We start from the raw sequence: 23,259 nt of genomic DNA on the forward strand, positions 1-23,259 counted from the left end.
GGAGCGCGGCCGCGCCGCGCTCCCCCTAGAAACAAGTCCCGGCCGAGGCTCTGAAAGAGCCCATTAGAAGGCACTTCCGCCCGCCCCGAGGACGGTCCGGTCGAAACCGGAAAATGGGAGGCAATGAGATGACGCTCAGTCCCACGACGATGGCAGCCGTGCGCGCCAGCGGTGCCATACCCAATGCCGACTATTTGCTGGCTGCGGAAGGCGTCCGCAAGGAATTCCCCGGCGTTGTCGCGCTCGACGACGTGGAGTTCAAGCTGAAGCGCGGCACCGTGCACGCGCTGATGGGCGAGAATGGCGCCGGCAAATCGACGCTGATGAAAATTCTCGCCGGCATCTACCACCCGGACAAGGGGTCCGTGAAGCTCAGGGGCGTCGACATCCAATTGAAGTCGCCCCTCGACGCCCTTGAGAACGGCATCGCCATGATCCATCAGGAACTGAACCTGATGCCCTTCATGACGGTCGCCGAGAACATCTGGATCCGCCGCGAACCCAAGAACCGCTTCGGTTTCGTCGACCACCGCGAGATGCGCCGGATGACGGCGAAGCTCTTCGAGCGCCTCAAGATTCATCTAGACCCCGACATCGAAGTTCGCCACCTTTCCGTCGCCAACCGGCAGATGGTGGAAATCGCCAAGGCGGTCTCCTATGAATCCGACGTCCTGATCATGGACGAGCCGACCTCGGCGTTGACCGAGCGCGAAGTCGCGCATCTCTTCGAGATCATCCGCGACCTTCGCTCGCAGGGCATCGGCATCGTCTACATCACCCACAAGATGAACGAGCTGTTCGAGATCGCCGACGAGTTCTCGGTTTTCCGAGACGGCAAATTTATCGGCACCCACGCATCGAGCGAGGTGACCCGCGACGACATCATCCGCATGATGGTCGGCCGCGAGATCACCCAGATGTTCCCGAAGGAGGACGTGCCGATCGGCGATGTCGTGCTGTCGGTCAAGAACCTCACCCTCGACGGCGTCTTCCATGACGTCTCCTTCGACGTGCGGGCCGGTGAAATCCTCGGGCTTGCCGGCCTCGTCGGCTCGGGCCGCTCGAACGTCGCCGAAACGCTGTTCGGCGTAACCCCGGCAAGCTCCGGCACGATCTCCATCGACGGCAAGGAAATTGTCATTGGCACCCCCAACACGGCGATCCGCAACCGCATGGCCTTCCTGACCGAGGACCGCAAGGACACGGGTTGCCTTCTCATCCTCGACATTCTCGAGAATATGCAGATCGCCGTGCTGCAGGACAGGTTCGTCAAGGGTGGCTTCGTCAGCGAAAAGGAGGTTACGGCCGCCTGCGATGACATGAGCCGCAAGCTGCGCGTCAAGACGCCCAACCTGCACGAGCGCATCGAAAACCTTTCGGGCGGCAATCAGCAGAAGGTGCTGATCGGCCGCTGGCTGCTCACCAATCCGCGCATTCTCATCCTCGATGAGCCGACGCGCGGTATCGACGTCGGGGCTAAGGCCGAAATCCACCGGCTCGTCACCGAACTCGCCCGCAACGGCGTCGCCGTCATCATGATCTCGTCGGAAATGCCGGAGGTGCTCGGTATGAGCGACCGGATCATGGTGATGCATGAAGGCCGGGTCACGGGCTTTCTCGACAGGGCGGAAGCCACCCAAATCAAGGTCATGGAACTTGCCGCGCGTTAAGCGCGCTGCCGACCGCAGGGAGGAACGAAAGATGGACACCAATATTGCCGCACAGGGGACAACTTCGCCGCTCGCCGGAACGCGACGGCGCATGCCCCCCGAGTTCAATATCTTCCTGGTGCTGATCGGGATCGCGTTTGTCTATGAAATTCTCGGCTGGATATTCGTCGGCCAGAGCTTCCTGATGAATTCGCAGCGCCTGACGATCATGATCCTGCAGGTGTCGGTGATCGGCATCATTGCCGTCGGCGTCACGCAGGTTATCATCACCGGCGGCATCGATCTGTCTTCCGGCTCTGTCGTGGGCATGACGGCGATGTTTTCGGCGAGCGTTGCGCAGGCATCCACCTGGCCGCGAGCCCTCTATCCGTCGCTCACCGACCTGCCGGCGATCGTGCCGATCGGCCTCGGCGTCGGGATCGGTCTGGTGGCCGGCTTCATCAATGGAAGCCTGATCGCGAGGACCAAGATTCCGCCGTTCATCGCCACGCTCGGGATGATGGTGTCGGCGCGCGGTATCTCCAAGTGGTACACCAAGGGCCAGCCGGTTTCCGGCCTCACCGAGCAGTTCAACTTCATCGGTACGGGCATCTGGCCGGTCGTGGTCTTCCTCGTCGTCGCCTTCATCTTCCACATAGCGCTGCGCTATACCCGCTACGGCAAGTTCACCTATGCGATCGGCGCCAACGTCCAGGCGGCGCGCGTCTCGGGCATCAATGTCGAGGCACACCTGGTCAAGGTCTATGCGATTGCCGGCATGCTGGCGGGCCTCGCCGGCGTCGTCACGGCCGCCCGCGCCCAAACCGCACAGGCCGGCATGGGCGTCATGTACGAACTCGACGCGATCGCCGCGACCGTCATTGGCGGTACCTCGCTGACCGGCGGCGTCGGCCGCGTCACCGGCACGGTCATCGGCACCGTCATCCTCGGCGTGATGACTTCCGGCTTCACTTTCCTCAGGGTCGACGCCTACTACCAGGAGATCGTCAAGGGGATGATCATCGTCGCTGCAGTCGTTGCCGACGTCTATCGCCAGAAAGGCCGCAAGAAGGCGTAAGCGCTTTTCTGCTCTCCCAGCGCAGTGCCTGGCCGGGATGAAGAAATTCATCCCGGCATTTTTATTGCGCTGCCTTCAGAGTGATGGGCGATTTATCTCCTCCCAACGTTATCAGTGGAACGGCTTTCCGCTTCGAAACGCAGCGGCCGCAGCTGTTGTGATATTTCGCCAGTCGAAACAAACCATTTACGCGATGCCGAGTTGATGTCAGGTTATTGTCGGCCTCTTAAACGGGCTGAATCGCTGGCGATCCGTGGAGGCGGATTGCCAGCGGAATATCGGGAGGAAGGCGCCATTCCGCTCAGAGGCTGCCGGTGATATCGGCCATCCGTTCCTCCCGTTCGCAATGACGATCAACGCGTGGGACGAACCGCGCACATGGAGGAGGACCGACCTTGAAGCACTTTTTCCTGGCATCCATTCTCGCCGGCGCCCTCGCGCTGCCGGTCTACGCAGCCGACTACACGATCATTGCGCCGGCAAATCCCGGCGGCGGCTGGGACCAAACGGCCCGTTCGCTGCAGACCGTGATGCAGCAAGAAGGCGTATCCGGCAATGTGCAGGTACAGAACGTGCCGGGCGCTGGCGGCACCATCGGCCTCGCCCAGTTTGCGAGCCAGCAGAAGGGCGACCCGAATGCGCTGCTCGTTGGCGGATACGTCATGGTGGGCGCAATTCTGACCAACAATTCGCCGGTGACCCTCAAGGACGTAACGCCGATCGCGCGCCTGACCGGCGAATACGAGGCGATCGTCGTTCCGGCCTCGTCCGAAATCCAGACGATGGCTGATCTCGTCGAGGCGCTCAAGAAAGATCCGGGCGCGGTCTCCTGGGCCGGCGGTTCGGCCGGTGGCACCGATCACATCGCGGTGGGGCTGATCGCCAAGGCTGCCGGTGTCGATCCGACGAAGATCAATTATATCGCCTATTCCGGAGGCGGCGAAGCGCTGGCAGCGATCCTCGGGAGCCAGGTGACCGCCGGCATCTCCGGCTATGGTGAATTCGAATCGCAGATCAAGGCCGGTGCCCTGCGGCTGCTTGCCGTCTCCAGCCCCGAGCGCATCGAAGGCGTCGATGCTCCGACGCTGAAGGAATCCGGTCTCGACGTGGTTGTCGAGAACTGGCGTATGATCGCCGCCGCCCCCGGTCTCACAGAGGAGCAGGAAGCCGCCATTACGGCCGATATCGAGAAGGTCGCCAAATCCGCCGCCTGGCAGGAGGTCCTGAAGACCAAAGGCTGGCAGGACACCTATCTCGCCGGTGACGCCTTCAAGGAACAGCTCGCCAAGGACACTGCCGCCACGGAAGCCGTGCTGAAGGATATCGGACTGGTAAAATGAGTCAGGGAGATCACCCTTCGTCCCAGACGCGCCGCCCTGATTGGGCGGCGCTCACCATCGCCGTCGTGCTGGCGGTCATTGCGGGCATCATCTTTTGGGACGTGTCCCGCCTGACAGGTCTCGCCGGCTATTCCCAAATCGGCCCGACCACGGTGCCCTATGCGATCGCCCTCTGTCTCCTCGTACTGGCGGTTTGGACCGCGATCGAAGCGCTGAGGGGCGATTTCCCCGAACGCGACCACCAAGACCTCGGCCCGGTCGCCTGGATCGTCGGCGGGCTTGCGGCGCAAATGTTGCTCCTGAACACGCTCGGGTTTTCAATCGCCACGGGAATGCTTTTCGCGCTTGCGGCGCGCGGCTTCGGCAAGCGCAAGCTGTGGCTGTCGGTGCCGATCGGCATTGCCTTCAGCTTCGTCGTCTGGGTGATCTTCGCCAAGCTTCTGAAACTGTCGCTGCCGGCAGGGCCGCTTGAACGCCTGTTCTTCTAAAGAAGGCCGACGCCCATGGGTACTTTTGATTTCCTGTTGCAGGGTCTGCTGGTCGCTGCCCAGCCGATGAACCTGCTCTACGCGCTGATCGGCGTTACGCTCGGCACCGCCGTCGGCGTGCTGCCGGGCATCGGCCCGGCACTCACGGTCGCGCTGCTGTTGCCGGTCACCTATCAGCTTGATCCCGCCGGCTCGCTGATCATGTTTGCCGGGATCTATTATGGCGGCATGTACGGTGGATCGACCACCTCGATCCTGCTCAACACGCCAGGCGAGAGCGCTTCGATCGTGACGGCGCTCGAGGGCAACAAGATGGCCCGCGCCGGACGCGGCGGACCTGCCCTTGCGACGGCCGCAATCGGGTCCTTCGTGGCGGGCCTGATCGCCACGCTGGGGCTCGCCTTCATTGCCCCCTATATCGTTAAACTGGCGCTCGTCTTCGGCCCCCGCGAATATTTCGCGCTGATGGTCCTCGCCTTCGTCACGGTGTCCTCGGCCTTTGGAGATTCGGCATTGCGCGGGCTCACCTCGCTTTTCGTCGGCCTCACCCTCGCCATCATAGGCATCGACCAGTTGACCGGACAGGCGCGTCTTTCCTTCGGCGTGCCGGACCTGCTCGACGGCATCGAAGTGACGACGCTCGCCGTTGCCATGTTCGCGATCGGCGAAAGCCTCTTCATCGCCGCCCAGGGCGACCGCGGCCCCGATAAGGTCGAGGCGGTCCGCGGATCGGTCTGGATGAATGCCTCGGACTGGGCGCGTTCCTGGAAGCCGTGGCTACGCGGCACCTGCATAGGTTTTCCCATCGGCGCGATGCCGGCGGGCGGCGCCGAAATCGGCACGTTCCTTTCCTATGCGGCCGAAAAGCGCCTGACCAGGCACCCGGAGGAATTCGGCAATGGCGCGATCGAGGGCGTCGCCGGGCCCGAAGCGGCAAACAACGCTTCGGCCGCCGGCACGCTGGTGCCGCTCCTGACGCTCGGGCTCCCGACCACGGCGACCGCCGCGATCATGCTGGCCGGCTTTCAGCAATTCGGTCTTCAGCCGGGGCCGCTGCTCTTTGCCACCAATCCGCAACTGGTTTGGGGCCTCATTGCCAGCCTGCTCATCGCCAACTTCATGCTGCTGGTCCTCAACCTGCCGCTGATCGGCCTTTGGGTACGGCTCTTGACGATCCCCAAGCCGTGGCTCTACGCCGGTATCCTCTTGTTCGCGACGCTCGGCACCATCGGCGCCAACCCCTCGGTCTTCGAACTCGGCATGCTGCTCGCCTTCGGCCTGCTCGGCTACCTCATGCGCATCTTCGGCTATCCGATCGCACCTGTGGTCGTCGGTTTGATCCTCGGGCCGCTCGCCGAGCAGCAATTGCGCCGTGCGCTGTCGATCAGCCAGGGGGATGTCACCGTGCTCTTTACCTCGCCGATCGCGGCGGTGCTGCTGGGGATTGCTGCGCTCGCCTTCATCGTGCCGTTGATCATGCGGGCGCGCGGGCGCGGGGACGTACTGACGCAACTCGCCGCCAGCGAAGACTGATCCACGCTCTCAGCGATGTGCAGGCCCGGCCGGCAAACCCGGCCGGGCCTGCTTGCATTGCATGGCTGAGCTGAGGTTTTGTGCGTTGCAAAAGACGCACGGGACGCCCATCTTCAATTCTTCAAAGCAATGAAAGTGAGCAAAGAGATGAGCAAGAACCGCATGGGTTTCATTGGCCGCGCCTTCGCCGTGCTGAGCGCAGCAACCGCAGCCGCCGCCGCTGTCGAGGGCAACCGCCGCCCGCATGCACGGGATCTCCGCACGCTCGGCATCGACCCGGCAAGCTTCCCGGATACCCGCCGGGGCTGAGAACGCACGAAATCGCGCGGCGAAAAGCCGCCAATTGTATCAGACGCGCAAAGATCACTGTCCTTGAGTTGCCGCATCGTTAAGCCGACGTCCATAAACCAGCGGCGACTCGTAGCCAGGTGGCAGCCGGTTCTCCTCCCATAGATCGCTTGACATGCTCCGTCTGCGAGGCTTGACCCGCAGCACCCGAGTGCGATCATCGCCAGATGATCAATGCTGTGCTTCTGGACCTTGCCGGGGTCGTCTATGATGGCAGCAGGGCCGTTTCCGGGGCGGCGGCTGCCGTTTCCCGCCTGCGCGCCTCCGGTCTCCCACTCCGTTTCGTCAGCAACACCACCCGCTCGACAAAGCATGCGGTTCTCGAACGGCTCGCAAGCCTTGGGCTTCCCGTTTCGAGCGACGAGTTGTTCACGCCCGCCGAGGCGGCGTGCAACTGGCTTCGTGATCACCGCCGATCGCCGCACCTTCTCGTTCACCCGGATCTCAAGTCCGATTTCCGCGACGTTCCGGCGGCCGACCGAAAGGCCGTAGTCGTCGGCGACGCGGGCGACGCCTTCGACTACCGGTTGCTGAACGAGGCGTTCCGGCAACTGATCGGCGGCGCCGAATTGCTGGCGCTCGCGCCGAACCGCGCCTTCAAGGACAGAGACGGAGAATTAAGCCTCGATGCGGGCCCGTTCGTCGCGGCGCTTGAATATGCAAGCCAGACAACGGCTTTCGTGCTCGGCAAACCTGCGCCCGAATTCTTCCGTTCTGCGCTCGCCACCATCCCCTGTCCGGCGGAGCATGCCGTCATGGTCGGCGACGATGCAGAGACCGATGTCGCCGGCGCGCTCGGAGCCGGTCTGGGACAGGCGCTCCTGGTGCGCACGGGCAAGTATCGGGTGGGTGACGAAACGCGTTTCGAGCCATCGCCGACCGCCGTCGTGCGCGATATTTCCGTCGCCGTCGACTGGATCCTTGCGCAACGGTGTGCCTGAAAAAGAATCATGGCGCCGGCTGCGAGGCCGACGCCATGAAACATCCTGGGAGGATTAGGACCTACAGCGCCGCGCGTCTTTTCAGACGCGCAAAGGTCGCTGTAACGCTTTGAATCTGCGCATCGAGCTTTCCGAAAATCGGGTACGATTTTCGGGCCAATGCGCTAGGCGACCTTGGATACTTCCACCGGAACGCTGGCGATCGTCTTCAGAACGCGGGAAGCGATCTGGTAGGGGTCGCCCTGGGAGTTCGGACGACGGTCTTCGAGGTAGCCGCGATAGCCGTTGTTGACGAAGCTGTGCGGAACGCGGATCGATGCGCCGCGATCGGCAACGCCGTAGCTGAACTTGTTCCACGGTGCCGTTTCATGCTTGCCGGTCAGGCGCATGTGGTTGTCCGGACCGTAGACCTCGATGTGTTCCTGCAGGTTCTCTTCGAAGGCGGCCATCAGCGCTTCGAAATAGTCCTTGCCGCCGACTTCACGCATGAAGGCGGTCGAGAAGTTGCAATGCATACCCGAGCCGTTCCAGTCCGTGTCACCGAGCGGCTTGCAGTGATATTCGACGTCGACGCCGTATTTTTCCGTCAGGCGCTGCAACAGGTAGCGCGCCATCCAGACCTCGTCGGCCGCCTTCTTGGAGCCCTTGCCGAAGACCTGGAATTCCCACTGGCCCTTGGCCACTTCGGCGTTGATGCCTTCATGGTTGATGCCGGCGGCAAGGCAGATGTCGAGATGCTCTTCGACGATCTGGCGCGCGACGTCGCCGACGTTCTTGTAGCCGACGCCCGTATAGTAGGGGCCCTGCGGTGCCGGATATCCCTGCTCCGGAAAGCCGAGCGGACGGCCGTTCTTGTAGAAGAAGTATTCCTGCTCGAAGCCGAACCAGGCGCCTTCGTCATCGATGATCGTGGCGCGGCTGTTCGACGGATGCGGCGTCTTGCCGTCCGGCATCATGACTTCGCACATGACCAGTACCCCGTTGGTGCGGACCGGGTCCGGATAAACGGCAACGGGCTTCAGGACGCAGTCGGAGCTACGGCCCTCGGCCTGCATCGTCGAGCTCCCGTCGAAGCCCCAGAGCGGAAGCTGTTCGAGCGTCGGAAACGCGTCGAATTCCTTGATCTGCGTCTTGCCGCGGAGATTTGGTACGGGCGTGTAGCCATCGAGCCAGATGTACTCGAGCTTATACTTGGTCATTAGCGAATCTCTCTAACGTGGTGCTTCGAGGGTGAGCAAATCCTGAAGCGGCCTCGACGCGCATGCGCAGCTCGACCGCCAGGGATCGATCCTCTCTAAGCATCAAGCGTGCCAATTCGCGGCCCGACTGGACATTTTCTCGCCAAATAGGCGGTTTCGAACCGGATTCACGCCGGTTTGCCGGGCCTTCCGGGCGACCATAGGTGCTGGAATCCGCCCGGCTCCCTGGCCACGGCATCCTGTCACGGCGTTGATTTTCCTGAAGGATTACACGCCAGCCGCCGAGAAACGGCCCATCGCCATGCCCACAAATGCATCAAATGGAATCGATTGCCTAAAAAAGACACTGCGAGCTTGCGCCACAATGGCAAACAACCAGGAGTGCTCTCAATTCTGGCATCAGATTGAATATTTTTTCGGCATTGCGCGCAAATCATGTGCAATTTGTTGTGCGACAGACTATCTTTCTCGACAGGACTCACGGGAGACCAGAGCATGGCCACGAGTTTATACGGCAAATCCGCGACGATCCTGCAGTTTCCGAAGAGAGTATCCCGACAGCTCGATGAGCGTCGCTTGGAGCCCAAGGGAAAGATGGATGCTATTCCGTCGGACGTATGCGTGGCAGTTGATGGCTGCTGGTATCACGAAGAGGCGCTTCAGGAAGACGCCACCAAACACTGATTGGTGGATCGCCGCCGCGAGTCTGGACATCTGCCGCGATCAACGTCTCCCGCCGAGTTCATCGATATGAAGAAGCATGTCGGCGGGATCTTCAAAAATGCGGTAGGCGCCGGCGTCCCTGAGTTCATCACGACCGTAGCCGCCACTTAACAGCCCCACACCGAGCGCCCGGCAGCGCACCGCCGCAAGCATGTCCCAAATGCTGTCGCCGACCACCACCGCCGTTTCTATCGGCGCGCCGAGTTGCTCTGCAGCGGCGAGAAAGAGGTCCGGATCAGGCTTGGCATATTTGACGAGATCCCTCGTGACCACCGGGACCGCCGCCGGATCGACGCCAAGGGCCAGGAGATTGACGGCGGCGGTCTCCAGGCGACCACTGGTCGCGATGGCCCAGGATATCTTCGCATCGGTGAGCCAGGCCAGCAGTTCGCGCGCGCCGGGCAGCGGCCGAATGCGGTCCGCCTGCCGCTTGTAAGCCTCGGCATGGCGCTGGCGCAGCCGCGCCACGCGCTCCTCGCTGAACTCCACGTTCGTTTCCCGCAGCAACTGGTTGGTGAAGAGGCCGCCGCTCATGCCGATCTTGCGATGGATTCGCCAGACGGAAAGATCGATGCCTTCATCGTCGAGCGCCTCTTTCCAGGCGAGCACGTGTTGATAAACGCTGTCGACGAGCGTGCCGTCCAGATCGAACAGGAACACCGGTTCAATGCGCATGCCGCTTCTCCCGTTTTCCGACGTTTTCGTGACGTTAAGAATATGGCGCCGTCTTTCTGTACGACCAGGCGTGTGATGCCTATTCACGAAGGAGGAAATGAAGATTGCCGGAGAGATCGGAGATCACGACCTCGCCCGCATCCCATGGGAGGACGGAGACCGGTCGTGTCAGCCCTTCAACGAGAGCGCTCCTTTCGCCCGTCTTCCTGTCGAGCATGAGCAATCGGCCGCTCCCCCTTCGGAATCCCTCTTCCTGGTCATAGTTTCCGTGTTCGAGCACCAGCATCGCCCCGGCGCGGTCGAAGGCAATCGCGACGGGAGCATTGAGATCGTCGGCCTCGAGCCTCACTTCGGGGTCTTCGCCCGAAATTGGAAACGAGACGATCCTTCCGGCACCCGGCAAAAACGGGAAGCCGCCGAAGAGCGCGACATAGAGGCGTCCGTCGCGAAGGGCAATGCCGGTCGGCACGGCATCGATCTCGTACTCGCCACCTGCCCGGAACTCCGTCGGCGATAGGCTCTCCATTGCGCTCGCCCCTCGAGCCAGTCGGCGGAAAGTCACAACTGTTTTCTTCGCGCCGTCGGGCCCGACATAGTCGACGCTGTTGCGAGCCGCATCGACCACATAGAAGCCACTCTCTGCCGTGACGAAATCGAAGGGATTCCAGAATTCATTGCTGATGACTCGCGTCTTTCCGGCCGCGTCTAGATAAATCAGACTGTGATCCAGGGGGCCCTCGTTGGAATTGACCGGTGTCCACCCCTGGGCAATCACGAACGCGCCGCGATGGCGCAGGACGCGATAGGGTCCGGTCGGGTCGCCGATCACGTCGAGCCCGTGCGGGAATACCGGACCGAAGGCGACGAAGCCGCCTCCCGAGCCCCGACGAAGCAGGCGGCCGCTCGCGAGATCCGTCACGAGCAGCGCATCGCCATCGCGCTCGAGGCCGCCAAGAGCTGCGCCCGGTAAGTGGACTGTCTCAAGCCGATGGCCGGCCGCCGCCGACGGTCCGGCAGGCGCATTCACCGGAAAGAACAGCCAGGCAGCAGCGATCAGGGCGAGGAACGCACGCATCGGAAACCGCCATTGGCTGCAAAACGGAAGTCGGGATCGTATGCGAGCCGATAGGTGGTCGTGAGGTGGTTCGGATCGCTGTTCCAGGCGCCGCCGCGAAGTACGCGATGGCGCTCGTCGCCGGCGACGGATGTCCCCTCATAGGGCCGGTAGGCATCGCCCGTCCATTCCCAGACATTGCCGACGAGGTTGAGTGCGCCCTCCTCGCTGGCGCCTGCGGCAAATGCGTCCGCCGGTGCGGTCATCAGGTAGCCGTCGCGATCGTCGCCGGTGCAACAGACATCACTGCCGGCATTCGCGCGCATCTTGTCAGGCGGTGCTTCGCCCCAGGGAAAGACTCTCCCCTTCGTGCCGCGCGCAGCCCGCTCGTATTGCTGCTCGGATGGCAGAACCAGGCCGTAGTGCTGGCAAAATGCGTCGGCGTCGCTCCAACTGACTCCGACAACCGGCCGATCGGCGATACCCAGCAGCGGATGATCGGCGTAGAAGGCACGACGATGTCCGGTCGCCGCAACGAAGCGCTCATATTGCCGATTGGTAATCTCGGTGCGGTTGATGGCGAAGGCCTGCCCCTCGATCAGCCGGCGCGGGCTCTCATTCTCCGGGCCGTCGTCACGACCGAAAACGAAAGGGCCGGCCGGAACTTCAACCAGCGGGTTACCGGCGATCGGGCCGAGGTCTCCGGCAACTGCGCCGGACGCCATGAACAAAATGACTGCCGCGTTCGCGGCGGTCAGTCGGCATCCGAACGGATCACGCCATATCCAATGTCGTCGAAAGCCGCGTCTCCACTTGCACCCCCCTCTGCCCTGCCGGGCGAGGCAAAGGGGGGCATCTACAGCCGCCGCGCGAAACCAATTCGCATCCGACACCTTAGCGATCTGGCTGAAAGTCCACACGCCGCTCCGTCTCCGCATCGAACAGGAACATACGATCCGCGGCGATCTTGACGCCGACGGGCTGGTCGATCTGACCGGGGAAATTCTTGTCGGCGCGCAGGGTGATGAGCTCGCCGCCAAGCTGCAGACTGACCAGCGTGTTCTCGCCGGTGAGTTCCACCGAATAGATCGGCGCGACGAGATTGGCGTCCGGGGCCCCGGCGCTCGTCACCTGGATGTCTTCGGGACGCACGCCCAGCACCGCACGATGGAGATCGATGCGGCCGGCCCCTCCAACCTTCAAGCCGGCGCTCGCGAAAACACCGCCCCTCATCTCCCCGGGGATGAGGTTCATCGCCGGCGACCCGATGAAGCCGGCGACAAACAGCGTTCGCGGATTGCTATAGATATCCCTCGGCGTCCCAAGCTGTTCGATGACGCCCCTGTTCATGACCGCGACGCGGTGGGCAAGCGTCATCGCCTCAATCTGGTCGTGCGTCACATAGATCGTCGTCACCTGCAATTCGTGCTGAAGGTGCTTCAGTTCCGCGCGCATCTGCGTGCGCAGCTTTGCGTCGAGGTTGGAGAGTGGCTCGTCCATCAGGAAGACGCGCGGCGTGCGCACGATGGCGCGAGCGAGCGCCACACGCTGGCGTTGGCCGCCGGAGAGTTCCTTGGGCAGGCGTTTCAGCATGGTATCAAGCTCGACGCGGCGCGCCACTTCGGCAATGCGGCGCTTGTACATGTCGGGTGGCACTTTGCGAATCTTCAATGGATAGCCGATATTGTCCTCGACCGTCAGGTGCGGGTAGAGCGCATAGGACTGAAAGACCATTGCGACGTCGCGGTACTTCGGCAGCACGTCGTTGATGCGGTCGGAGTCGATGTAGATGTCGCCCGAGGTCGGCTCTTCGAGACCAGCCACCATCCGCATCGTCGTCGTCTTGCCGCAGCCGGACGGCCCGAGCAGAACGAGGAACTCCTTGTCCTTGATTTCAAGGTTGAAATTGGCCACGGCTACGAAGTCGCCGAACTTCTTGGTCACGTTTTCGAACCTGACGGAGGCCATCGCTCAACCCTTGACGGCGCCGAGGGAAAGGCCCCGGACGAGGTGTTTCTGCACAATGAAAGCGAAAATAACGATCGGCACGCAGGCCATGAAGCCGGCGGCGCTGATCTCGCCCCAATAGGTCGTGTATTGCGTCACACGTCCGGCGATGCCGATCGGCAGCGTCTGCGACTGTTCGGTGAGCGTAATGACCAGTGCCAGCAGGAATTCGTTCCAGGAGATGATCAGGCAGAAGATGGCGGTTGCCGCGAGGCCCGGTCGCGCGAGCGGAAGGGCCACGTGCAGGAACGCGCCCCAGCGCGTGTCGCCGTCGACGATCGCCGCCTCTTCGAGCTCGACCGGAAGATCCTGGAAATAACTCTTCATCATCCAGGTCGCAAAAGGCAGGTTGAAAGCCGTATAGGCGATGATCAGCGCCGCCTTCGTGTTGAGCATGTCGAAGTAATTGAAGAAAAGGTAGAGCGGAATGATGCTGACGATCGGCGGCATCATGCGCGTAGACAGGATCCAGAAAGAAACGTGTTTGCGCCACTGCCGGGGATACGTGAACCGCGCCAGCGCGTAGCCCGCCATGGTGCCGAAGATTACGGCAATTGCGGTCGTTCCCACCGCGACGAGAAAACTGTTCAGCGCATAGCGCAGGAATGGGCGCTCGATGAAGGCCTGATCGTAATGCTTCAGCGTCGGGTTGCGCGGCACCCATTCGGGCGGCACGGCGAAGATGTCGATGTCGAATTTGAACGAGTTCGCGGCAATCCAGTAGACGGGAAAAAGCGTTAGGACCAGCGCGACGAGTATCGTCCCATAGGCGGCAAGGCGAAGCAGCGTCTCCCGGCTGCGGCTGCGCGTCTTGAATATCATCGCCATCTCACTCCACTAAACGCATGCGTTTCATGAACCAAGTGCTGAGGACGACCGTCACGAACAGCACGAAGAGCGAAATCGCCGCCGCATAGCCGGGATCGGCGAAACGGTAGGCGACCTGGTAGATGTAGAGGCTCAACACCTTGGTGCGGTCCGCCGGGCCGCCCCCCGTGAGGATGAAGACCAGGTCGAACAGCCGCAGCGCATCCATGACTCGCAGCAGCAGCGCAATGGCGATGACCGGCTTCAGGAAGGGAATGGTAAGATCCCAGAACTGCCGCCAGGATGAGGCGCCATCGAGCTCGGCAGCCTCGTAGGGCTCCACCGGCAGGCTCGCGAGCCCGGCCAGCATCAGGAGGAAAATAAAGGGAGTCCACTGCCAGACATCGGCGACGATGATCGAGAACATCGCCAGGTCGACATCGCCCGCCCAGGCCTGAGTCGGAAGCCCGAGGCGGTACATGATCTCATTCAGCACGCCGAATTGCGGCTCATAGATGAGCTTCCAGGTGATCGCCACCGCGATCGGCGGCAGCATCATTGGAACCATCAGCACCGTCTTCAGAAAGGTCAGCCTCCGGATATATTTGTCGAGGAGCAGGGCCAAACCGAGCCCAAGCAGAAACTCGACCGAGACCGCAACCGTCGTGAAGATCGCCGTGTTGCGCAAGGCCACCTGGAACTGGCCGTCGGAAAGAAGACGGGCGAAGTTGGCGGCGCCAACGAATTGCCAGGGTAGATCCGGATTCGGACTGATCCGATGAACGGCCGCATAGAACATGTAGAGGCTTGGAAAGATCGTCAGCGCCAGAAGGATGAGGACTGCCGGCGCAAGCATTAGATAGCGCAGGCGGCGTTCCGCCCAGCGTTCGAACCGACCTCCGGTTTCGAGCGACGCGGCGGAACTGCTTTTCATCCACATGGGTCCTCCGACAGAGCCTTTCACCGGACACCTATGGCCGCGCTGGGGAACTCCAGCGTGGCCGCGGCAAGCGGGGCTTGATGCCCCGCCCGACATGAGACGCTGGCTATTTCAGCCCGGTGATCTGTTCGACCGCGGCTTGCGAGTTCTTCAGTGCCTCTTCCGGCGTGATCGTGCCTGCGACGGCCTTGGAGAGTTCGATTCCGAAAGCGTTCTCGATTTCCGGCCACTTCGGATGGCGCGGCCGCGGCGTCGAGGCCTCGATCGCTTCCATCAGCACCGGATAGTGACGGAACTTCTCTTGGCTTGTCAGCTCCGCATCGGTGAAGACCGATGCCCTGACCGGCGGGTTGCCGCGCTCGGCAGAGATCTTGATCTGCTCGGGCGAGGTCGCCCACATCATGAAATCGAAAGCTTCCTGCTTGTTCTTTGCGGCCGACATGATGCCCATGGTCCAATGGCCGATTTCCGAACTGCCCGGCTTGGTGCCGTCCGGTATCGGGCTGTAGGAGATCTTGCCCACCATTCTCGACTGGCTCGGATCCTCGAAGGTCGCGACCCAGTTCGGCCAGTTGATCGACGATGCGGCGGTTCCCGCAGCCATGGCAGTGCCTACTTCATTGGCGTTGTAGCTTTCGACACCTTTCGGCGAGACGTCGCGCAGCGACATGAACATCTTCATGGCCTGCGCCCCTTCAGGCGTGTCGATGGTCACATTCGTCCGGCCCTCGTCAAACATGTCGCCACCATAGGACCAGAAGATCGGCATGAAATCCGCAACCACAGGATTGCCTTGGCCACCGCGGAAAACATAGCCGAAATAGCGGCCGCCTCCCTGCTCCGTCAGCGCCTTGGCTGCCTTGAGTACATCGTCCCAGGTTTCCGGCGACTCGACGCCGGCTTCCTTGAACTTGGCCGCGTCGTAGAAGAACATCTGAGCGTTGCCGACATAGGGAAGACAGACATAGGGGCCCTCATCATAGGGGTTGCGGCAGATTGCTCTCGATTTCGACAGGAAGTCGTCATCCGGCCCTTCGACACCGGCATTCTTGAAATAGGTGGTCAGATCCTCGAGATGCCCGTTCTCGGCGAAAAACGGAATCCACGGGTCGTCCATCAGAATGATGTCGAACACGCCGGACCGAGTCGCCCCGGCATTCGCACCCTGTTCGAAGACATTGGCATAAGGAGCCTGCACGATCTCCACTTTCGTGCCCTTCAGTTTGGCATAGTCGGCGGCGGCGGCTCTCAAGCCGTCTCCCTCACTGCCAGAGGGCACGAGGATGGTGATATCGGCCCAGGCCGACGCGTTGACCGCCAGCACTGCAGTGGCGACGGCCAGCGCAAGAGACATTTTGTGCAGCATGATGTACCTCCCAATCCGAGCCCGTCGTGGAACCACTTCTCCCGGTGGTCCCACCCGATCGGCCCGGCGGAGACACTACAGCGCTGCACGTCTCATCAGACGTACAAGGATTACTGTCGTGAATTGCTGCACGTCTTTGTCCTTGACTTGACGTCGGTCCAAGGAGACATGCAGTAACGCAACGACGTGACACCCGACCTCAAGGCGAGTTCGGAGATTACGAGGGGCTTCTCCACAAGCCGACGTTGCTCTCCCCCAAATCTAGCACATCACGCCATATTTAGAGAACGCTGTATTGGTAGTTACTTAGTAGATGCGACCCGCTACCCCACGACGGTGGTTTTCGATAGCCGTGCGAGAAGGCGTTCTTGAGGACGCGCAAAGGGCGCTGTGATGAGGGCATCGCCTCGGCAGCGTTCATTGCGGCCGACGCACTGTCGCCTCGTCAGCGCTGAGCGCCGTCTCACGGGTACCGGAAACGATGATCTCGAGCACCTCATGCTCGTCGGTATTGCGGATATAGCGATCACCCACACATTCGCCGCGCTTCAGCACCATGACGCGATCCCCGACGGCGAAGATGTCGACGAGACGATGGGAAATGATGATCTGGGCGACGCCCTGCCTCTTCAACTCGAGCATGGTCTCGAGCAGCCGCTCCGTCGCCATTGCCGACAGATTTGCGGTCGGCTCGTCGAGGATGACGACGCGGGGCTCGAAGGAAATGGCGCGGGCGATCGCAACCGATTGCTGACGCCCACCCGAGAGGCTTTCGACCTTCTGGTAGACCGAATTGACGTCGACCTTCAGCCGCTTCAGCACACGGTCCGCTTCGGAATACATCTTCCTTCGATCGACGAAGGGCCCCTTCAGCGGCCAGCGGCCGAGAAATATGTTCTGGCCGACATCCATGTTGCCGCAGAGAGCGAAGTCCTGGTAGATCATCTCGATGCCGGCATCGCGACTCTCGTGCGGGCTTTTGAAGTGGACGGCCTTGCCTGCCACCCGTATCTCGCCGGCATCGCGCTGATAGGCGCCGGTAAGGATTTTCATGAGCGTCGACTTGCCGGCCGAGTTGTCGCCGACAAGACCGAGGATCTCGCCGGGATAGAGGACGAGGTCGACATCGCGCAACGCCTGCACGGCTCCGAAGGCCTTGTCGATGCCACGCATCTCGACGATCGGTTGGGATAATGCCGTCTCAGCCATGGACGCTTCCCCCGATACGCGCGCCGCTTGCGACCCTGGTCCGCAACCGCCCGAAGACATTGGCCTGGCGCACCCATATGTCGATCAGCACCGCGATGATGAGAATGCCGCCGATAAAGACGTTGATCCAGTGCTGCGGCATGCTGAAGCCCTGGACGTTGAGCTGCAGCAGCGCCCGGATCAACGTGATCACCGCGGCGCCCGCGAGCGAACCGATCATGGTGCCGAACCCGCCGAAGATAGAACCGCCGCCGATGATCACCGACGCGATGGCGTCGAGTTCGCGGAACTGGCCGGCGACCGGGTTGAAACTGCGGAAATAGGCGATGTTGATCAGACCGGCCATGGTTGCGCAGAGCGCCGCAAACATCAGCGAAAGGAAGCGGACGCGATTGGTGTTGATGCCGGCGTAGGCGGCGCCGCGCAGATTGCCCCCCGTGGCGCAGACCTTAAGCCCAAGCGGCGTGTAGGCCAGCACGACGCCGGCAATGACCGCGACGAAGAACATCCAGATGGTCTGGATGCTGACGACCTGGGCGACCGCGCGCAGGATGCCGGGCGGCAGCACCAGGCCGAAATAGAGGAGCACGTCGTTCACCTTGCGGCCGATGAGATTGTATGCCTCGGTCCAGCCGGTCAGCTGCTGGCCGGCGACGAACCAGGCGGCCAGGCCGCGCGCCACGTAAAACATGCCGAGCGTGGCGATGAAGGAAGGAAGCCTGAAGCCGACCGTAACCGTCGCGTTGACGAGCCCGGCCGCCATGCCGGCGAGGAGCCCCATTGCGATCGCCGTCATCGGATCGGCGCCGAGCACCTTCAGGAAATAGGCCGCGGTGCTGCCGGCGAGCGCCAGCACCGCGCCGACCGAGAGATCGATATCGCCGGCGGCGATCACGTAGGTGAGCCCGATGGTGATCAGCGCCAGTTCCGAATAGTTGAGCAGGATTGCAAACGTGTCGGAGAGATTCCACCAATAGTCCGGCCTGAGCGCCAGGCCGGCCAGCCACAGGACAAGCGTGAGCATGATCGCGAGCGCGTCGCGGCGGGCGAAAAACTTGCCGAAGCGCCTCGCCGACAACTCCATTTCGCTCGCCGTCGCACCCCTGGTCTGGGCGCCGGCAAGGGCAATCCCCCCGACCTCCCGGGCTGCGGGCGGTCGGCGCCCCGTGAGCCACGCCCAGAAGCGGGCTGCAGCCTGGCGGCGGATGAGATAGGGTTCGATCAGGACGGCGATGATGAGCAGCAGGCCGAGAAAGACGAGAACCGCTCCCGCCGGCAGCGTATAGCGGGCACCGACTTCGATGCTCTCGCCGTCGATGACCACGGTTCGCGTGATCGGCCATCCCTGGCGCAACACCTTGTCGATCAGAACGACGACCGCCGCGCCGAGGCAAGAACCGATCACCCGGCCGCGACCGCCGAGGATCGACGCGCCGCCGATGATGACCGACGCGATCACGGTCAATTCCCAGCTGACTCCGTAGAGGGGCGTCGCGCCCTTGTCCTGGGCGGCCGCCATCAGCGCGGCAAGGGTCGCCGCAAGCGACGAGATCAGATAGGCGCGTATTCGCACCCAGTTCGTCGGGATGCCCGCATAGACGGCCGCCTGTTCGTTGCCGCCGGTTGCGAAGGTCTCGTAGCCCCAGCGGGTCTTCGCGAGCACGAGCGCCCCGAGGATGCCGGCCACGGCGAAAACGGCGATCTGGTTGTTGAAACCGAGGACATTCGTTTCGCCCAGATGAAAGAAGTACGGGTAGTCTTTGGCTTTGCCGGAATAGTAGATCGCCTGCCCATGCGTCAGCGCGAGCACGAAGCCACGCCCTATGAAGAGCATTGTCAGCGTCGCGATGAAGGCCGGCACTTTCAGGAGCGTGACGAGCACGCCGTTGACGAGGCCGATCGCGGCCCCGAGAAGGACACAGAGGAGGACGGTCCCGACAACCCCGAGATCCAGCACATTCGACGCGAAGAGGCGCGCGAAGACGACCGCGATCAGCCCATAGGTGGAGCCCACCGAAAGATCGAGGTCCTTATTGGCGATCACAAAGGTCATCCCAACGGCGATGATGCCAACACGGGACGTATCGCGCAGAAGCGCGTGCAGGGCCTCCGTCGAGCCGAAGAAGCCGGGATTGACGATTACGCCGGCGAGATAGAGCAGAAAGAGGAAGACGATAAGGCCCGCCTCCCAGCCGCCTGCGAGTTGAGACGGGACGCGGCCGAGTGATGTTGTCTTGCTCGGGGTCATGTGGACGTCATCCCGGTTGCTCTTCGCACGACGGGTAAGCCCATCCCCCTCCGGTCGGCAGGCCAGAGGGGGTGGGCTTCGCGCTCAGTTTTCGAATCGCTTGCCGATCTTCTCCACGTTCTCCTTGGTCACGAGCTGCGCACGCGTATCGAGGTTCGCAGCGGAGATGCCGCGGTCGATCTGCAGGTAAAGTTGCATGACGGGCCAGAAGCCCTGCAGGAAAGGCTGCTGTCCGAGCGAGCCCGTCAGGTTGCCTGCGACAATGCCTTCCTGCTGTGCCGGACCAAGATCGAAGCCAAAGGCGCAAAAGTTGTTCGTCCAGCCCATCTGCTCGACCGCCTTGACGAGCGGCGGCGTGAAGACGTTATTAGCCGTGAAGGCGCCGACCACGTCGCCGCGCGACTCGAACAGCGAGACGAGCGCATTGACCGGATCGTTCGGGTTCGTATCGATGCCGACATTCTCCGGACCGGCGTCGACCTTGAAGGCCTCGAGCTTACCGGCGTCCTTCAGGGTCTTGACGATCGCGTTGAAGGCGGCCGTCACGCGGTTGTTCACCTCGATATTGCCCATCGCCGTCGACGACGGCAGCAGAATCGAGCCGCTGGTCTTGCCGCTGTCGAGCACGCATTTCGCCAGCGCTTCGCCGCCGATCGCGGCGGCCGAGGCATCCTGACCGGTATGGCTGATGTTGCTGCGATTGAGCAGCGTGTCATCGTAGGAGTTGGTCGTCGCAACCGGAATGCCGGCGGCTTCCGCCGCCTTGACGATGTCGTTATAGGCGCCGACCTGCGGCGTCGTCATGATGATGCCGTCGATCTTGGGGTCGCGAACGATCTGGTTCAGGATCTCGATCTCGCGTGCCGGGTCGTCCACCGGCGATTCCGAGCCGAGCAGCAAAATATCGGCGCCGATCATGTTACCAGCCATCTTGGCGCCGACATAGACCGGGTCGAAGAAGCCGTTGCCGGCTGTGTGGGTGACGATCGCGAAGGTCAGATGACCGTCGGCAGAATGGAAGTCCTTCGTTTCGGGGGCCTCCTTGGCCGCCTCCTCGAAATCATAACCGCCGACCGCCCTTTCGACGCTGCCGGATTGTGCGAATGCGTATGTGAAGCCAAGTGATAGGGCCGCGGCCGACACCGCGGAGAGCAAAATTCGCCTCATGATTGGTTCCTCCTCCTGCCAGGGCGAGCCATTCGGGCGCGTTTGCCGAGAGAAGCGCCGAAGGCTTCCTCCCATTCGTTTGATTTCTTGAGCGACTCCGGTGCATCCGGGATCGTCGTCTAAAACTCGATGTCGAGGTTATCCTCATGGTCATGGTGGCCCGGAAGTTCCGGCGGTGGGGGGCCCGGCACTTCGGCCACCATTGCCTCCGTCATGATCATCAACCCGGCAACGGACGCGGCACCCTGAAGCGCCGTGCGCACCACCTTCACCGGATCGATTACGCCCGCGGCCACCAGATCGCGGAACGTTCCGGTCTGCGCGTCATAGCCGGCGCCGTAATCATCCGATTGCAGGATCCTGGCGGCGACCAGCGAGCCGTCTTCACCGGCATTGGCCGCGATGTACTTCGCCGGCCACGCGATCGCTTCCCTCACGATACCGATCCCCGCCTGCTGGTCGGCATTGTCGACCTTGAGTGTCCTCAGCGCCTCGCTCGCTCGCAATAGGGCGACGCCGCCGCCCGGCAGGAGTCCCTCCTCGACGGCTGCGCGGGTGGCGTGCACGGCGTTGCGGACGCGGTCCTTCTTCTCCCGCAGCTCCGACTCGGTCGCGCCACCAACCCGGAGGACGGCGATCCCGGACGAGAGCCTCGCCAACCGCTCCTCGAGCTTGTCGCGGTCGAAATCCTCGGTGGCGCGCTCGATCTGCGCCTTGATGGCAGCGACGCGCGTCGCGATTTCCGCCCGCGAACCGCCGCCCTCGGCGATCGTCGTATTCTCCTTGTCGATCTTGATCTTCCCCGCCCGACCAAGGCATTCGAGCGGCATGGTCTCGAGCTTGAGGCCGATATCCTCCGAAACCACCGTTCCCCCGGTTACAAGCGCGATGTCCTGCAGGATGGCCTTGCGCAGTTCGCCAAAGGCCGGCGCCTTGACGGCCGCGATTTTGAGGCCGCCGCGGAGCCGATTGACGATCAGCGTGGCCCTGACCTCCGGTTCTACGTCTTCGGCGATAATGAGCAGCGGTTTGTCGGCCTCCATCACCTTTTCGAGGAGCGGCAGTATCTCGTTGAGGCTTGCAAGCTTGCGATCGCAGACGAGGACGAAAGCATCCTCCATCTCCACCTGCATCTTGCGCCTGTCGGTGACGAAATGGGGAGAAATGTAGCTGCGGTCGAACTGGATGCCGGTCGTCACTTCGCACTCGGTCTCCAGCGAGCGGCCCTCCTCGACCATGATGACGCCGTCCGTGCCGACCTTCGCCATCGCATCGGCGATGATGCGGCCGATCTCCCGGTCTCCGTTGGCCGAGTTCGTGGCAACCTGCTCGATCTCGGCATTCGAGGCAACGGGCCTTGCATTCCGGCGCAACTCGGACAGAACGGCCTCGACGCCGCGATCGATGCCGCGCTTGATGTCCATCGGGTTCATGCCGGCGGCAACCGCCCGCACGCCGCCTCGCAAGATCGAATCGGCAAGAACGACCGCCGTCGTCGTTCCGTCCCCGGCCAGATAGGAGGTCTTGATCGCGACTTGGCGCAAGAGCTGAATCCCCATCTCCTCGAACCTATCTTCCAGATCGACCTCCCGCGCGACCGTTACGCCGTCCTTGGTGATCTTGGTGCCAAAGGAACGGTTGATGGCGACGTTCCGGCCGCGCGGCCCAAGGGTGACGCCGACGGCGTGCGCGAGGGTGTCGACACCATTGAGCATGCTGTCGCGCGCGCCGAAGGCGAGCTTGATGTTCTTTGCGGTCATATTGTCCTCCCTTGCCTGCTCCACCAGCAGCTGCGGCCCATGCCCTATTTTGTCTGCGCGATCAGGCGCCGCAATGTGTCCGCGATCTCATCCCCGGAGGCGCCTCCCTCCAGGCCGCGCACAAACTTGCCCTGCGGGTCCATGACGTAGATGTAGGTGCTGTGATCGATAAGATGGTCGCCGTGATGTCCCGAGCCGTGCCGCTCGCTGTAGGCGCCGTATTCCCGCGCGGCTGCAGTAAGCTGCTGCGGACTGCCACTCAAACCCATGATGCGCGGATCGATGGCGCGGGTATACTGCCCAATCACGTCGGGAGTGTCGCGTTTGGGATCGACGGTGATGAAGATCGGCTGGACCGCCTTGCCCTCTTCACCGAGCCTGTCGAGCGCGATCGCCATCTCGCTCAGCGTCGTCGGGCAGATGTCCGGGCAATAAGTATAGCCGAAGAAGACCAGCATCCATTTGCCGCGGAAGTCTGAATCGGTGACGGTATTTCCATCCGGCGCGACCAGGCTGAACGGCCCGCCGACCGTCACCGGGGAAGCGGCGAAAACGGGCAGTGCCGCGGCGAACGACGCCGCTGTGACGAAGCCGAAGAAGATCGCGCGGGGAAAGACCGATGCTCGACGACGGCCGTTCAGTCCCTCCATCCCGTGCCTCCTTCCGGCGAAGCAGACATCGCCGTTGCGCCGTCAAGGCCAACGGCTGCATCGCGAGGCTGGCGGGT

General features: G+C 62.5%; 21 protein-coding genes. 8 read left to right on the plus strand and 13 right to left on the minus strand.

Features of this window, described 5'->3' with window-relative positions:
• The first annotated feature begins 128 nt into the window (after positions 1–128).
• The 7 genes from EKH55_RS17920 to EKH55_RS17950 all read left to right on the plus strand — a co-directional run bounded on the left by EKH55_RS17920 (position 129) and on the right by EKH55_RS17950 (position 7,377).
• Positions 129–1,670 (plus strand): sugar ABC transporter ATP-binding protein, encoded by a 1,542-nt coding sequence (locus EKH55_RS17920; RefSeq protein WP_151612115.1) that lies wholly within the window; start codon positions 129–131, stop codon positions 1,668–1,670.
• Between the two features lie 31 nt (positions 1,671–1,701).
• Positions 1,702–2,727, plus strand: coding sequence for an ABC transporter permease (locus EKH55_RS17925; RefSeq protein WP_151612116.1), 1,026 nt, complete (start codon positions 1,702–1,704; stop codon positions 2,725–2,727).
• Between the two features lie 395 nt (positions 2,728–3,122).
• The gene (locus tag EKH55_RS17930) at positions 3,123–4,067 is read left to right on the plus strand and encodes a Bug family tripartite tricarboxylate transporter substrate binding protein (RefSeq protein WP_151612118.1); all 945 of its coding nucleotides are present in this window, start codon (positions 3,123–3,125) and stop codon (positions 4,065–4,067) included.
• Entirely contained in the window at positions 4,064–4,555 is a 492-nt protein-coding gene (locus tag EKH55_RS17935; protein ID WP_151612120.1) for a tripartite tricarboxylate transporter TctB family protein, read from the plus strand. Before EKH55_RS17930 ends, EKH55_RS17935 begins: the two co-directional genes overlap by 4 nt.
• A 15-nt stretch (positions 4,556–4,570) precedes the next feature.
• Complete coding sequence (locus tag EKH55_RS17940) at positions 4,571–6,088, plus strand: tripartite tricarboxylate transporter permease (protein ID WP_151612122.1); 1,518 nt, start codon at positions 4,571–4,573, stop codon at positions 6,086–6,088.
• Positions 6,089–6,235: 147 nt separating this feature from the next.
• Positions 6,236–6,397 carry a hypothetical protein gene (locus EKH55_RS17945; RefSeq protein ID WP_151612124.1) on the plus strand — a complete coding sequence of 54 codons (162 nt, stop codon included), beginning with the start codon at positions 6,236–6,238 and terminating at the stop codon, positions 6,395–6,397.
• A gap of 206 nt (positions 6,398–6,603) precedes the next feature.
• Positions 6,604–7,377: a TIGR01458 family HAD-type hydrolase gene (locus EKH55_RS17950; RefSeq protein WP_151612126.1), complete on the plus strand. Its 774-nt coding sequence runs from the start codon at positions 6,604–6,606 to the stop codon at positions 7,375–7,377.
• A 164-nt stretch (positions 7,378–7,541) separates the two neighbouring features.
• On the opposite strand, the gene EKH55_RS17955 is transcribed toward EKH55_RS17950, so the two are convergent.
• Positions 7,542–8,576, minus strand: a complete 1,035-nt coding sequence (locus tag EKH55_RS17955) for a glutamine synthetase beta-grasp domain-containing protein (protein ID WP_151612128.1) — start codon at positions 8,574–8,576, stop codon at positions 7,542–7,544.
• Between the two features lie 495 nt (positions 8,577–9,071).
• On the opposite strand from EKH55_RS17955, the gene EKH55_RS17960 reads away from it, so the two are divergent.
• A complete protein-coding gene (locus EKH55_RS17960; protein WP_069461081.1) occupies positions 9,072–9,260 on the plus strand; it encodes a DUF2735 domain-containing protein in 189 nt (62 codons plus the stop codon).
• Between the two features lie 39 nt (positions 9,261–9,299).
• On the opposite strand, the gene EKH55_RS17965 is transcribed toward EKH55_RS17960, so the two are convergent.
• The 12 genes from EKH55_RS17965 to EKH55_RS18020 all read right to left on the minus strand — a co-directional run bounded on the left by EKH55_RS17965 (position 9,300) and on the right by EKH55_RS18020 (position 23,182).
• Positions 9,300–9,974: an HAD family hydrolase gene (locus EKH55_RS17965; protein WP_069461080.1), complete on the minus strand. Its 675-nt coding sequence runs from the start codon at positions 9,972–9,974 to the stop codon at positions 9,300–9,302.
• 79 nt (positions 9,975–10,053) lie between these two features.
• Positions 10,054–11,049 (minus strand): ScyD/ScyE family protein, encoded by a 996-nt coding sequence (locus EKH55_RS17970; RefSeq protein ID WP_151612129.1) that lies wholly within the window; start codon positions 11,047–11,049, stop codon positions 10,054–10,056.
• Entirely contained in the window at positions 11,028–11,753 is a 726-nt protein-coding gene (locus EKH55_RS17975; RefSeq protein WP_192803833.1) for a formylglycine-generating enzyme family protein, read from the minus strand. The genes EKH55_RS17970 and EKH55_RS17975 overlap by 22 nt, the downstream gene beginning before the upstream one ends.
• A 169-nt stretch (positions 11,754–11,922) precedes the next feature.
• Positions 11,923–12,996 (minus strand): ABC transporter ATP-binding protein, encoded by a 1,074-nt coding sequence (locus EKH55_RS17980; RefSeq protein ID WP_151612133.1) that lies wholly within the window; start codon positions 12,994–12,996, stop codon positions 11,923–11,925.
• 3 nt (positions 12,997–12,999) lie between these two features.
• Positions 13,000–13,863 (minus strand): carbohydrate ABC transporter permease, encoded by an 864-nt coding sequence (locus EKH55_RS17985; RefSeq protein ID WP_069461076.1) that lies wholly within the window; start codon positions 13,861–13,863, stop codon positions 13,000–13,002.
• Position 13,864: 1 nt separating this feature from the next.
• The gene (locus tag EKH55_RS17990; RefSeq protein WP_151612135.1) at positions 13,865–14,776 is read right to left on the minus strand and encodes a carbohydrate ABC transporter permease; all 912 of its coding nucleotides are present in this window, start codon (positions 14,774–14,776) and stop codon (positions 13,865–13,867) included.
• A gap of 112 nt (positions 14,777–14,888) precedes the next feature.
• Positions 14,889–16,148, minus strand: a complete 1,260-nt coding sequence (locus tag EKH55_RS17995; protein WP_151612137.1) for an ABC transporter substrate-binding protein — start codon at positions 16,146–16,148, stop codon at positions 14,889–14,891.
• A 417-nt stretch (positions 16,149–16,565) separates the two neighbouring features.
• Entirely contained in the window at positions 16,566–17,357 is a 792-nt protein-coding gene (locus EKH55_RS18000) for an ATP-binding cassette domain-containing protein (RefSeq protein WP_151612139.1), read from the minus strand.
• Entirely contained in the window at positions 17,350–19,605 is a 2,256-nt protein-coding gene (locus EKH55_RS18005) for an ABC transporter permease (protein WP_151612141.1), read from the minus strand. The genes EKH55_RS18000 and EKH55_RS18005 overlap by 8 nt, the downstream gene beginning before the upstream one ends.
• 84 nt (positions 19,606–19,689) lie before the next feature.
• Complete coding sequence (locus EKH55_RS18010) at positions 19,690–20,772, minus strand: substrate-binding domain-containing protein (protein WP_151612144.1); 1,083 nt, start codon at positions 20,770–20,772, stop codon at positions 19,690–19,692.
• 119 nt (positions 20,773–20,891) lie between these two features.
• On the minus strand, positions 20,892–22,532 hold the full coding sequence (gene groL / locus EKH55_RS18015) for a chaperonin GroEL (protein WP_151612145.1): 1,641 nt from the start codon (positions 22,530–22,532) through the stop codon (positions 20,892–20,894).
• Between the two features lie 44 nt (positions 22,533–22,576).
• Entirely contained in the window at positions 22,577–23,182 is a 606-nt protein-coding gene (locus tag EKH55_RS18020; RefSeq protein ID WP_151612147.1) for an SCO family protein, read from the minus strand.
• Positions 23,183–23,259 lie beyond the last annotated feature (77 nt).

Origin of the sequence: Sinorhizobium alkalisoli (genome assembly GCF_008932245.1) — a bacterium.
GTDB lineage: Bacteria > Pseudomonadota > Alphaproteobacteria > Rhizobiales > Rhizobiaceae > Sinorhizobium > Sinorhizobium alkalisoli.

Bases quoted from the DNA above. Each gene is read 5' to 3' on its own strand.
- EKH55_RS17920 (WP_151612115.1), top strand. From the start codon at position 129: ATGACGCTCAGTCCCACGACGATGGCAGCCGTGCGCGCCAGCGGTGCC.
- EKH55_RS17925 (WP_151612116.1), top strand. From the start codon at position 1,702: ATGGACACCAATATTGCCGCACAGGGGACAACTTCGCCGCTCGCCGGA.
- EKH55_RS17935 (WP_151612120.1), top strand. From the start codon at position 4,064: ATGAGTCAGGGAGATCACCCTTCGTCCCAGACGCGCCGCCCTGATTGG.
- EKH55_RS17940 (WP_151612122.1), top strand. From the start codon at position 4,571: ATGGGTACTTTTGATTTCCTGTTGCAGGGTCTGCTGGTCGCTGCCCAG.
- EKH55_RS17945 (WP_151612124.1), top strand. From the start codon at position 6,236: ATGAGCAAGAACCGCATGGGTTTCATTGGCCGCGCCTTCGCCGTGCTG.
- EKH55_RS17950 (WP_151612126.1), top strand. From the start codon at position 6,604: ATGATCAATGCTGTGCTTCTGGACCTTGCCGGGGTCGTCTATGATGGC.
- EKH55_RS17955 (WP_151612128.1), bottom strand. From the start codon at position 8,576: ATGACCAAGTATAAGCTCGAGTACATCTGGCTCGATGGCTACACGCCC.
- EKH55_RS17960 (WP_069461081.1), top strand. From the start codon at position 9,072: ATGGCCACGAGTTTATACGGCAAATCCGCGACGATCCTGCAGTTTCCG.
- EKH55_RS17965 (WP_069461080.1), bottom strand. From the start codon at position 9,974: ATGCGCATTGAACCGGTGTTCCTGTTCGATCTGGACGGCACGCTCGTC.
- EKH55_RS17970 (WP_151612129.1), bottom strand. From the start codon at position 11,049: ATGCGTGCGTTCCTCGCCCTGATCGCTGCTGCCTGGCTGTTCTTTCCG.
- EKH55_RS17975 (WP_192803833.1), bottom strand. From the start codon at position 11,753: ATGGCGTCCGGCGCAGTTGCCGGAGACCTCGGCCCGATCGCCGGTAAC.
- EKH55_RS17980 (WP_151612133.1), bottom strand. From the start codon at position 12,996: ATGGCCTCCGTCAGGTTCGAAAACGTGACCAAGAAGTTCGGCGACTTC.
- EKH55_RS17985 (WP_069461076.1), bottom strand. From the start codon at position 13,863: ATGGCGATGATATTCAAGACGCGCAGCCGCAGCCGGGAGACGCTGCTT.
- EKH55_RS17990 (WP_151612135.1), bottom strand. From the start codon at position 14,776: ATGAAAAGCAGTTCCGCCGCGTCGCTCGAAACCGGAGGTCGGTTCGAA.
- EKH55_RS17995 (WP_151612137.1), bottom strand. From the start codon at position 16,148: ATGCTGCACAAAATGTCTCTTGCGCTGGCCGTCGCCACTGCAGTGCTG.
- EKH55_RS18000 (WP_151612139.1), bottom strand. From the start codon at position 17,357: ATGGCTGAGACGGCATTATCCCAACCGATCGTCGAGATGCGTGGCATC.
- EKH55_RS18005 (WP_151612141.1), bottom strand. From the start codon at position 19,605: ATGACCCCGAGCAAGACAACATCACTCGGCCGCGTCCCGTCTCAACTC.
- EKH55_RS18010 (WP_151612144.1), bottom strand. From the start codon at position 20,772: ATGAGGCGAATTTTGCTCTCCGCGGTGTCGGCCGCGGCCCTATCACTT.
- groL (WP_151612145.1), bottom strand. From the start codon at position 22,532: ATGACCGCAAAGAACATCAAGCTCGCCTTCGGCGCGCGCGACAGCATG.
- EKH55_RS18020 (WP_151612147.1), bottom strand. From the start codon at position 23,182: ATGGAGGGACTGAACGGCCGTCGTCGAGCATCGGTCTTTCCCCGCGCG.